The organism is Prevotella sp., assembly GCF_051059605.1.
Lineage (GTDB): Bacteria > Bacteroidota > Bacteroidia > Bacteroidales > Bacteroidaceae > Prevotella.
Map to the genome: position 1 here is coordinate 130269 of NZ_CP050883.1, position 11481 is coordinate 141749.

The window sequence follows — 11481 nt, forward strand, 5'->3', positions numbered from 1 at the left end:
AATGCTTCAGATAGAGATAGACAATGGTAGTGGCTTTTGCTTTGGTGTCACTACGGCAATAAAAAAGGCAGAGGAAGAACTTGCGAATGGTGAGACTTTGTATTGCCTTGGAGATATTGTGCATAATGGCATGGAGGTCAAGCGACTTCATGAACATGGTTTAGTAACGATTAATCATGATCAGTTGGCTGAGTTGCACAATGTAAAGGTATTGCTTAGGGCTCATGGTGAACCTCCAGAAACTTACGAAGTGGCAAAACGTAATAATATCGAGATTATAGATGCTACATGTCCTGTTGTACTGCAACTACAGAAAAGAATAAAAAAGCAATATGAAAATCACGATGTTAAATTTACAGATAACCGACAGATTGTTATATTTGGTAAGAATGGACATGCTGAGGTGCTAGGACTTGTTGGGCAGACTCATAGTGAAGCTATTGTTATCGAAAAGTTTGATGATGTTAAGAAGTTGGATTTTAATCGAGATATCTATCTTTATTCACAGACAACAAAGAGTCTTGATGAATTTCATAATATAATTCAGTATATCCAGACACACTTATCAAAGAATGCTACGTTTAAGAGCTTTGATACGATATGTCGTCAGGTAGCAAACAGAATGCCTAATATCGCTCTTTTTGCAGGTAAGCATGATGTTGTGCTGTTTGTTGCAGGAAGGAAAAGTTCAAATGGAAAAGTTCTGTTCAAGGAATGTCAGATAGTGAATAGTAACAGCCATCAGATAGAAAGTCCTGAAGAAATAGATATGGCATGGTTTGATGATGTTTCAACCGTTGGTATATGTGGAGCTACAAGTACTCCGAAATGGTTGATGGAAGAATGTCGTGACTATATATTAAGGAGACAAGTAAAATAAAAAAAGAAGAGCATCTTTTCTCACGAAAAGATGCCCTTTTAAAACAGTAATTAACTCAAAATTTATAATCTTAATTGAATCTATTACGCTTTTTTCGTCAAAGTGCCAGAGCTAAAAGCTCTGGTACGTCGAAATTAACATAAACAAAAACTTAATTATTATTAGTATCTCGCTTGATACTTTTCTTTGATTACAAAGATAATAATAATTTTTTTATATCCCAAATTTTGTTCAACGAACAGGCTGATTCTTTCAGCAAAAAGTTCATTGTGTTATGTCAATTGCCTATGCTGATACATTATTGGACTTTTTCGCAAGCTAATGTGTATTTCTGCATTAGCCACTCACTTTGTTCGGCAATAGTCATATTGCTATTGTCTAGCTCAATAGCATCTTCAGCTTTGCGTAATGGACTGACCTCGCGATGACTGTCGATGTAGTCACGCTCTTCTACATTCTTTAATATGTCATTGAAGTCAGCAGGCATTCCTTTTTCTTTTAATTCGTCAAATCTACGTTGCGCACGAACTTTAGATGAAGCTGTAACAAAAATCTTTAGTTCTGCTTCTGGAAATACAGTCGTACCAATATCACGACCGTCCATAACCAGACCTTTGTCTTTACCCATGCGTTGTTGTTGTGCCACCATGGCCTTACGGACAAAAGGTATTGCAGCAATATTACTTACATGACTGCTTACATCAAGAGTGCGAATGTCTTTCTCTACAAGTTCGCCATTAAGATATGTATCAGGACGCCCTGTCTCATTATTAAATACAAATGATATTTGAATATCGTTCATCATTTTTTCCAACTCTGTTGTCTTTACAGAACCATCTTCGTTGAAAAGATTATTGCGCATGGCAAATAATGTTACAGAACGATACATTGCGCCGGTGTCGACGTATACATAACCTATTTTTCTAGCCAGATCCTTAGCCATGGTACTCTTACCACAAGATGAGAATCCGTCAATAGCGATAGTTATTTTCTTCATAAAGAGTATGCTATATTTATTATTAATGAATTACTACTGATATGATATTTGCCGTAAGCAATATTCAGTTTGAAACGTTCTAGATTGATACCTCCACCTAAAGAAAAACCAGCCCCGTGGCTGCTTTCCTCATTGTTTGTATCCATAATATTCATTTCGTTTGCACGTCTGAAGTTGTATCCTGCACCAACCCAAATATTTCGTGATAACATTACGTCAACTCCGGCGACAATGTGATTTATAAACTTATAATTCCATTTAGTAAGATCAACCATCGTTGCTGAAACCCTGAATGGTGTGTTGGTGAGCTTCTTGCTTACTCCTGCCTGCAAGTCAAAAGGCATTTTCTCAAATTCATCATTATATGCTTTGAGTTGTCCGCCAAGGTTTTTGGCAACAAGAGACAACGACCATTCGTAATCAGGATCATAATAGTTGATGCCAAGGTCTACACCCATAGCGATAGAATTGTAGTTACCTATATACGACGTGATAAACTTTGCCGTGATTCCGCCTGCTAATCTATCTGTAAGGAGATATGAAAAATAAGCTCCAAGAGAAATGTCCTTTGCGGTGAAATCACCATTCTGAACATTATTTTCATCAACTTCCTTCATCGAACCGTAATCAATATACTGTGCAGAAACAGCCCAAGATGCACGTTCCTTCACTATTCTGTTGAAAGCTGCGCTTGCAGTGTTGGCACCTTGCATATAGTTCATATAGTTTAGGTTGATTGTCTTGTCGCTGACACTTGATAATAAAGCAGGATTATTGAAAATCATTGATTCGTCGTCTTCAATTATCGTGATATTGTCACCACCTAAAGCAGCAGCATGAGCACTTGCTGGAAGACGCAGAAAGTTGTATCCTGTCTGACTTTCCTGTGATATTGCCGAAACACAAAAAAGGCTCATAATAAGTGCACATGCCGTTTTTTTCATTTATTTTTCCTAATTATTTGGCAAAGATAATGCTTTTTCCAAATATAAGCATTACTTTTGCGTCACAAAGTTATAACGCTATTTGAAAAGATATATTTTCTAAAAAGTGGTAATAAAGAAAACGCATAGTGCTGATATAGAAAACAAGTTGGCTACTAATTTCCAGCTTGGATGAATACTGTTTTTGCTATGATTTATTTGGCTTTGAATACCTTTCACGCCTTTCTGATATAGCAATGATGATTAAATTCTTAACGGAATGAGTCATTATACGTAATGATGCATGAATGTAAACTCGGAATAGGAAAAGACAGACATTGTAGTATAATGTCTGCTATACCGATAAACTTTAAATTATAATATGACCGCAGACGAGATTTTAGTTAAGGTTAATGAGTTTTTAGAAAACCTTAAATATGACAGAAAGCCTAATGGCTTGTATGATCCCATAAAATATGTATTGTCTATGGGTGGTAAGCGTATACGTCCAATGCTTATGCTGTTGGCATATAATCTTTATAAAGATGATCCTGAAAGTATTCTAATGCCGGCATGTGCTTTAGAGACATATCATAACTATACACTCTTGCATGATGACCTTATGGATAACGCCGACGTGCGCAGAGGAAAAACCACGGTCCACAAAAAATGGGATCCCAATACTGCTATTCTTAGTGGTGATTCAATGTTGGTGCTTGCCTATGAACGTATGACTAAATGTGGTGGCAAGTATCTTAAGGACGTATTAAACGTGTTCACTGAAACAGCTTTGGAAATCGGTGAAGGACAGCAATATGATATGGATTTTGAAACTCGTAACGATGTTACTGAAGACGAATATATTGAAATGATTCGTCTCAAAACTAGCGTATTGTTAGCTTGCGCCATGAAAATTGGTGGAATCCTTGCTGATGCACCAAAAGAAGATCAGGAAAATCTATATAAATTCGGTGAACTTATCGGACTTGCATTCCAACTTCAGGATGACTATCTTGATGTGTATGGAGATGCGAAGGTGTTTGGAAAGAAGATAGGTGGAGATATTACCAGTAACAAAAAGACATATATGCTTATCAATGCCTTCAATATGGCTAATGATATTCAGCGAAAAGAACTTGACTCATTGATTGGAGCAGAAGATTTTGACAGAGATGAAAAGATTGCGTCGGTTACAAGGTTGTATAATGAAATTGGTATAGACAAGTTGGCGCAGAAAAAGATAGAATATTATTTTGAGCAGAGTCGTAGATATCTCGACGCAGTAAATGTTGAGAGTTCAAGAAAGGCTGAATTGGCACTCTATGCACAAAAGATGATGAAACGTAAATATTAATAATGATTTCTTTTACTGATACACATACTCATTTAGATGGAGAGGAGTTTGTTAATGATCTCCCTGATGTCGTCCAGCGTGCTAAGGATGCTGGTGTGGCAAGAGTGCTCATTCCTGCAATTGATTTGAAGAGTGTTGATTCAGTAGTGAAATTATGTCATAACTATCCGGGTTATGCCTATCCAATGATAGGATTGCATCCTGAAGAAGTGAAAGCTGATTGGGAAAGCGTGCTTCATGAAATGAGAAAAATATTAGATTCAAATTCTGATTTTATTGCTATTGGTGAAGTTGGATTGGACTATTACTGGAGCCGTGAGTTTGAAAAAGAACAACTGATAGCTTTTGAAGAACAAGTTAAATGGGCGGTAGAAACGCAGTTACCATTGATGATTCATTGCCGAAAAGGACAGAACGAGATGGTGACGATACTGAAAAAGTATGAAAATGATTTGCCAGGTGGCGTATTTCATTGTTTCACTGGCAATCAAAAAGAGGCTGAACAGTTGTTGCAATTCGATAAGTTTGTACTTGGGGTAGGAGGTGTGCTTACATTTAAAAGCAGTCATCTAAGAGAAGATCTTCCAGCTGTAGTTCCGCTAGAACGTATTGTACTTGAAACAGATAGTCCTTATATGGCACCTGTTCCACATCGTGGAGAGCGCAATGAGAGTTCTTACGTAAAACAGGTTCTGGAAAAGTTGGCAGAAGTATATGGGGTTTCAGAAGAAACTGTAGCCGAAATAACAGAAAATAACGTGAGAAGAGTATTCCCCAAGATATAAATTATTGTAGCAAGTATAAAAAATATTGTAACTTTTTGCTTTAATTTATCTTTCATCCCCCCAACAGATATTGATACGATTGATAGTGTTGCCTAGAAGTTATGTTCTCATAAATTGTTGAAAACAGAGTTCTTTGGCAATAGTTTAGATGAACCAACGTGTGAAAAATCTTCAACAGTTGAAAGAGTTATTCATGCCTTGTACATCCAATTTAATGTTATGTTTTTGTGACTTCTTCCGAAGCTGTTTATTAAGTTTTTGACGAAAAAACAAAATGTTAACAGAATAAATGTAATTGAAGAGTGTATCAAAAAAAGCGTATAGAAATACCAAAGTGAGTGTGATAACTGATATAAAACAAACATTACGTCAGACGAAAGCCTATAAAATTAACTATTCGTTAGTTTAAACAAAATAAATGTTATTCTTAAAAAGAATTACAGTTTAATACAAATGTTATTAATTTGTTGCAAAAGTCAAACATTTATACTAACTTTGTGACCAAATTAATATATAATATGTCACATCACAATTTAGATTCACTTGACAAGAAAATTCTTCGTCTAGTTTCAGAGGATGCTAGAGTTCCTTTTTTGGAAGTCGCACGTGCGTGCAATGTTAGCGGTGCTGCCATTCATCAGCGTATTCAAAAACTAACAGCACTTGGTGTGCTTAAAGGTTCTCAGTTTATCATCGATCCTGAAAAAATTGGTTACGAGACTTGTGCTTATGTAGCACTGTATCTTAAGGAACCAGAGAAGCATGATATCGTTGTTGCTGCCTTGAGGAAGATTCCTGAGGTAATAGAATGCCATGCTACAACTGGTGGTATGGACCTTTTTATTAAGATGTATGCTAGAAACAATCAACATCTGATGGAAATTATCCATGATAAGTTGCAGCCATTGGGCTTGTCACGCAGTGAGACAATAATCTCATTCAACGTTTCAATAGATCGTCAACTTCCAATTCTCGACAATCCTGTAGAAGATGAGGATGAAAATGACGATGTTGTTACAGATTAAAATTTTATTTTATAAATATTTTGAAGGCGAATGCATAATCATTGCATTCGCTTTTTTTGTGTTCTTCACACGAAATACATTTCCATTTGCTATAATCAGGAAAAAAAGTATCGGCATTTTTAGGACAGTCATCAACTTCGGTGATATATAGTTTGTCGGCAATATTAATAGCCTCATTATATATCATACCGCCACCAATGATGAACACCTCTTCTTCATTTCTGCATGCGTCAATAGCTTTGTTGATAGATTTTATACATTCGCATCCATCAATATATTTCTTGCTATTGGTAATAATAATATTTCTCCTGTTGGGCAATGCTCCAAACGGTAACGACTCAAAAGTATTTCTTCCCATAATCACGGTATGCCCTATTGTTATGGATCTAAATTTTTTCATGTCATCATTAATTTGGTATAAGAGTTTGTTCTTATACCCGATGGCATTGTTTGTTGCTATTGCTGCTATTATGGATATTGTCATTCAATAATGGTTGTGTTTTCTTCTGGAATATGTGAACTCTTTATTCTCCATTCCTGTGGATAAAGGTTGTTGGCTCTGTTACCGATATTCTTTGCAAATCCAATCGGATGTTTTTTGTATGTGAGCAGTACAATACCTTTAGGTGCATTGTTGTCAAGAGTTATAGCTTCTTTTCTTAAATAGGCTATAGCATTTTTGTAGTCAATCTCCACTTCAGGATATTTATCTTTATTTCCTGTTGTAGATATAGCTTTAGAATGATCAGGAATAGCCTGTTTACCCTTTATTGTGTCAGCTGGTACACCATTATATAATATATTTAAAGGCTTTAGTGCTTTTGCGTCAATGCTACTCGCAGACATTCTACCATCATAGTCTCCATGTTTTCTCAACACTGCCATGAAAATACCCTCTCCGCGAGTTTTACCAGGAATGAAGCGATACACAGGATTGTTGTCTATAAGACTTCCGGTAATGTTCCATTCCTTTTTTGTGTCTATGCTAATGAAGTCAGCTCCAAGATTTTCTGCTATCCAAGCAACATTCTCCTCGTCTTCATGAGCATTAAAAGTGCAAGTCGAATATATCAGTATTCCTCCTGGTTTTAGGTTGTCCCATATATCACTTACGATTTCTCGTTGTAGTCTTTGGCAGGTCTGAACATTATTAGTACTCCATTCGTTTATAGCACCTTCGTCTTTTCTAAACATACCCTCGCCCGAACATGGTACATCAGTAAGAATTACGTCAAACATCAGTTTGCTTTTATTGTAATCCTTTGCGTAGTTATTAGTTACACATATATCGGTAATGCCGAATTTCTGAATGTTTTCGTTAAGAATCTGTGAGCGTTGTCTTATTGGTTCGTTGCTGAACATCTTGCTTCCTTTCGGCAAAGCCGACATAGCACATGTGGTCTTTCCTCCAGGAGCAGCACATAAGTCGAGCATAAGCACAGGACTCTTCACTACTTGTTTCACTACGTGATATACAAACATTGATGATGCCTCCTGCACGTAATAAAGTCCTGCATGAAGCAGTGGGTCAAAAGTAAAGTTAGGGCGTTTATTTAAATACATTCCATATTCACACCATTCAATGCTTTCATCTTTCAGCGGAATATTTATATTGTTTATGTCTGTCTTAAATGGGTTGATGCGTATGCTTACAGGAGGTTCTTCCATCATGCCTTTTTCAAAAGTAGCATATAGTTCTTTGCCCATAAGCTGGCGTGTATAATCGGTAAATTCTTTTGGGAGATTCATACTTTATTATATATATAGTGCAAATTTAAAAAAAAAATTGTTCCTTTGCAACTAAATTATAAAACGTTTCGTCTAACATTCAGAAATAATAAAAAAATATATATTATGAAACAGATTTTAATGGCATTGACAGTTGCCCTTTCGCTTAGTACATCTATGCAAGCTGGAGTACGTTTGCATCGTCACACACCTCGCACAGAGGCTGTAGCAACAAAGCCTGATTCTGCTAAAAATCAAGGAGTTGAGGCTTTCTCTGATACAACATCAAATTATAATCAGGCGGCTGATGATACAACTTATACAAGTTCACCTGCTAAAAGTTATGATCATGATTATGACATTGATGGTAGTAATTGGTTTTTTAAGGCAATAGGAGGAGCTTTGGGCGTTGGAGGCTTCTTTGTAGTAGTATTGATATTACTCCTTGGTGCATTGATATTTCTAGCTCCATTAATCGTTGTGATATTAGTGATAAGATACTTGATAAAGCGACATAACGATAGCGTTAAACTGGCAGAAAAGGCGATGGAAACAGGACAGCCAATTCCTAATACTATTAAGCCAACCAAAATTTACACAAGTGAGGAGCAGTGGCAGCGTGGTATCAAAAATGCTTCTATTGGATTAGGACTTATGATACTTTTCTGGTTTATTGATGCAGATTCAATCATTGGTGTTGGTGCACTGGTATTATGTATGGGCCTTGGACAGATGTTTATAGCACGTACTTCACCAAATAAGCATAATGATTCTGATAATAATTCAGATGCTGATTTAAAGGATTAATCGCTTTACTATAACCATAAATTACTTAAAGTGAAAGAATTAGACGATATATCTCTCGTTACGCAGGTGGCTGTGTTTCACAACAGAAAGGCTTTTGATAAGCTTGTTGTGAAATACCAGTCTCCTATACGTCGTTTCTTTCTTACTCAGACTCGTGGAGATCAGCAATTAAGTGATGATCTCGCGCAAGACACATTCGTTAAGGCTTATACCAACATAACTAAATTCCAAGGATTGTCCAGCTTCTCTACATGGCTATATAGAATAGCTTATAATACTCTCTATGACTATTTTCGCCGCAATAAGATAACTGATGATATAGATGGTGTACCGGCTGTTGCAAGCCGAAACTCTGAGAATGGTGACAGCAATTTAAAAATGGACCTTAAAGATGCAATGCAAATACTTTCGGACAAAGAACGTTCCTGTGTTTCGTTGCAGTTAATAGAGGGGCAAAGCATTGATAAAATTGCTGAAATCACTGGTATGAATCAAGGCACTGTGAAAAGTCACTTGTCGAGAGGAAAACAGAAATTGACGAATTATCTAAAACAGAATGGATATGATTGATAATAATATAGACGACGAACTCCTAGCGAAGTTCTTTGAGAATAATAGAATAGGAGACATCCCTGATGATGGCTTTTCTAATAGGGTAATGCATAACTTGCCAAAGCATAATGAGTGGATAAATACCCTTTGGACAGCAGTTTGTGCTATCGCAATAGTTATATATTTCTTTATTCGTAATGGATTTGATGTTATAAAGCTAGCGATACTCAATATATTTGGCGATGTTTCAGGAGCTGCGGTGTCATTCAAATTCGGTGATCTCACTCCAATACTTATTTATATAGGCATTGTTACAGTCACGCTTGTTGCAGCATATAATGTAATCATGCGTGAGCGCCATATAGTTTAAATTGAATTAAATAAAACTTTATAACGTTGATACTTTTATGTATTAGCGTTATAAAGTTTTTACCTGATAGTTATGAAATCTTATGAGGTTATTGTTTCCTTTTTTGATATATAGTTTTTGCCATTTTATCAAATATCTTAATTTTGTTAGATAATAAGAAACATCATGCAATATATAATTAATATGATCTAAAAATGTTTTTTCCAATAAACAACATATCTTTCATGATGTATATCATAAATTGGTTTAATTAATTTATTGGTATTGGTTATGAATTCTATTTTTTTAGGAAGTTTGTGAAGAGATTTTATTTCATCATTGGATAATGAAGTATCTATTCCGGCAGGAATATTAAAATTTAAATTATAGTAGTCATTATAAAGGTTGGGATTTGAAAAAGGATGTTCAACTTTGCCTACTTCTCCAGCAAGAATTATTGGACCATAAGCGATAGCTGATAAGGTAGAATCATCATGACATATTATGGTCTTTATCTCCATTCCGAAAGTAACTTTCACTTGATCGCCCTCTTTCCATTTTCTATTAATATCACAATAACCGTTTGCATCAATAGTTGAATTAGTCAATTTACCATTAATATAGATATGGAACTTTTTCGCCCAGTGTGGCTTTCTTATAAAAAGGCTCCATGTTTTACCTGATGTATGCTCAATAGTAAGTTGTGTATTATCTGTATTTGGAAAATCAGAACTTTGGATTATAGATATCTTCTGCTCGTTCCAATGGAGTTGTGAAGCTATGAATAGATTTACATAAATGTTTTTTTTATCATGAGCATATATACTTTCACCATATTTAGCATGATTTTCAAATCCAGTACCAACACAGCACCAATAACTGTCGTTGGGAGTGCTATATAACTTGTAAGCTCCGCTAAGCATAGGAGTAAAATAACACACCATTCCACTTTCAGGGTCCTGTTGTCCTAATATCTGATTATATAAGGCACGCTCATAGTAATCCATAATTGTATTATTTGGATTCCATTCAAATAGATGACGGCACAATTTAAGTTCGTTATATGTGCAACAAGTCTCTCCGTTGTATCCTGACAGATGTTTGGATGTAGTCAGAGGGTTGAAAAAATGTTCTTTATCTCCAATTTCTCCTGTGGCAAAAGAGTATTTGGTATCTATCAGCCAATGGAAATATTCGGCTGCTGTACGACTACTTTCATCTCCTGTGATTTCATATCTGCGTGCTTCAGCTATCACTTTAGGAATGAATGTATTAGCATGCAATGTACCCAATCTGTCCTCCTTATTTTTGAGTGGGTTTATGTTGTCCGACTTATAAAAGAGTTCGGCAAGTCTAAAATACTTTTTATTACCTGTGATATCATAAAGATTATAAAAAGATTCATTAATTCCTCCATATTCATTTCTAATCATCTTTTGTATGGAGGTGGAGTCTAATGCCGCAACCTTATTGTATGCCCAGTTACCCATTCTTATGGCAATTCTAATCGCTTTTTCATTACCGGTATAAGTGTATTGGTCAATAAGACCTGCTAAAATTTTATGTAGTGTGTACCATGGTGCCCAAACGGATTTTCCATCTATGCAACGTTCAATTAATTGTTCCGGGAATGCACTCAAATAGCCACTTTGACCTAATGCGTTCTGAACTTCCTCTAAACCGTCAACAATGCTGTCGGCTTTTATTTTGAATGCAGAGTTTCCTGTAGAAGCATACATGAGAGCGTAAGCGGATAAAAGGTGTCCTGCGGAATGTCCGCGTAGATCGCAGTCCAACGATTCCCAACCACCTAATTTTTTAGTAACGAAATATCCACCCTCACGTCCGCTGAATAATCCTGCATTATTTCTGAAGCTGTGTAGCAACTGATTTACTGGTATGGACATCATCCATATGGAATCTCTTTTCATATTCTCGTAAAATCTTCCAGGCAAAAGCCTTACTTCATTTAACGGAAAGAACTTAGCTTTGTATATGTTTTTTTTCGCATTAATATCATTTGAACAAATTATTAAAACTATTGTTATTGCTATAATTTTCAGATTCATGTTCATTGTTAT

12 protein-coding genes are annotated in these 11481 nt (G+C 35.8%); 7 read left to right on the top strand and 5 right to left on the bottom strand.

Going from position 1 to position 11481, the window contains the following annotated elements; genetic code table 11:
* Position 1 precedes the first annotated feature (1 nt).
* The gene (locus tag HEQ28_RS00495; protein ID WP_434503246.1) at positions 2–880 is read left to right on the top strand and encodes a 4-hydroxy-3-methylbut-2-enyl diphosphate reductase; all 879 of its coding nucleotides are present in this window, start codon (positions 2–4) and stop codon (positions 878–880) included.
* Between the two features lie 298 nt (positions 881–1178).
* On the opposite strand, the gene cmk is transcribed toward HEQ28_RS00495, so the two are convergent.
* Both cmk and porQ read right to left on the bottom strand, forming a co-directional pair.
* On the bottom strand, positions 1179–1877 hold the full coding sequence (gene cmk / locus HEQ28_RS00500; protein WP_434503247.1) for a (d)CMP kinase: 699 nt from the start codon (positions 1875–1877) through the stop codon (positions 1179–1181).
* Positions 1874–2821 carry a type IX secretion system protein PorQ gene (gene porQ, locus HEQ28_RS00505; protein ID WP_434503248.1) on the bottom strand — a complete coding sequence of 316 codons (948 nt, stop codon included), beginning with the start codon at positions 2819–2821 and terminating at the stop codon, positions 1874–1876. The genes cmk and porQ overlap by 4 nt, the downstream gene beginning before the upstream one ends.
* A gap of 361 nt (positions 2822–3182) precedes the next feature.
* Between porQ and HEQ28_RS00510 the strand changes: the two genes are divergently transcribed.
* From HEQ28_RS00510 to HEQ28_RS00520, 3 genes are all read left to right on the top strand, one after another.
* Positions 3183–4154, top strand: coding sequence for a polyprenyl synthetase family protein (locus HEQ28_RS00510; RefSeq protein ID WP_434503249.1), 972 nt, complete (start codon positions 3183–3185; stop codon positions 4152–4154).
* Positions 4155–4159: 5 nt separating this feature from the next.
* A complete protein-coding gene (locus tag HEQ28_RS00515; protein ID WP_434504401.1) occupies positions 4160–4939 on the top strand; it encodes a TatD family hydrolase in 780 nt (259 codons plus the stop codon).
* Between the two features lie 518 nt (positions 4940–5457).
* Positions 5458–5964: an Lrp/AsnC family transcriptional regulator gene (locus HEQ28_RS00520; RefSeq protein WP_434503250.1), complete on the top strand. Its 507-nt coding sequence runs from the start codon at positions 5458–5460 to the stop codon at positions 5962–5964.
* A 4-nt stretch (positions 5965–5968) separates the two neighbouring features.
* Here HEQ28_RS00520 and HEQ28_RS00525 read toward each other — a convergent pair whose 3' ends face one another.
* On the bottom strand, positions 5969–6448 hold the full coding sequence (locus tag HEQ28_RS00525; RefSeq protein WP_434503251.1) for a dihydrofolate reductase: 480 nt from the start codon (positions 6446–6448) through the stop codon (positions 5969–5971).
* Positions 6445–7713, bottom strand: a complete 1269-nt coding sequence (locus HEQ28_RS00530) for a methyltransferase RsmF C-terminal domain-like protein (RefSeq protein WP_434503252.1) — start codon at positions 7711–7713, stop codon at positions 6445–6447. The genes HEQ28_RS00525 and HEQ28_RS00530 overlap by 4 nt, the downstream gene beginning before the upstream one ends.
* Positions 7714–7818: 105 nt before the next feature.
* Between HEQ28_RS00530 and HEQ28_RS00535 the strand changes: the two genes are divergently transcribed.
* Genes HEQ28_RS00535 through HEQ28_RS00545 form a run of 3 tightly spaced genes read left to right on the top strand, consistent with a single transcriptional unit; the run spans position 7819 to position 9421 of the window.
* Positions 7819–8499 carry a DUF6249 domain-containing protein gene (locus HEQ28_RS00535; RefSeq protein ID WP_434503253.1) on the top strand — a complete coding sequence of 227 codons (681 nt, stop codon included), beginning with the start codon at positions 7819–7821 and terminating at the stop codon, positions 8497–8499.
* 30 nt (positions 8500–8529) lie between these two features.
* On the top strand, positions 8530–9069 hold the full coding sequence (locus HEQ28_RS00540; protein ID WP_207153529.1) for an RNA polymerase sigma factor: 540 nt from the start codon (positions 8530–8532) through the stop codon (positions 9067–9069).
* Positions 9062–9421, top strand: a complete 360-nt coding sequence (locus HEQ28_RS00545) for a DUF5056 domain-containing protein (RefSeq protein WP_434503254.1) — start codon at positions 9062–9064, stop codon at positions 9419–9421. The genes HEQ28_RS00540 and HEQ28_RS00545 overlap by 8 nt, the downstream gene beginning before the upstream one ends.
* Positions 9422–9609: 188 nt before the next feature.
* Here the strand turns inward: HEQ28_RS00545 and HEQ28_RS00550 are convergent, their stop codons facing one another.
* A complete protein-coding gene (locus HEQ28_RS00550; RefSeq protein ID WP_434503255.1) occupies positions 9610–11469 on the bottom strand; it encodes a glycoside hydrolase family 127 protein in 1860 nt (619 codons plus the stop codon).
* Between the last annotated feature and the right edge of the window lie 12 nt (positions 11470–11481).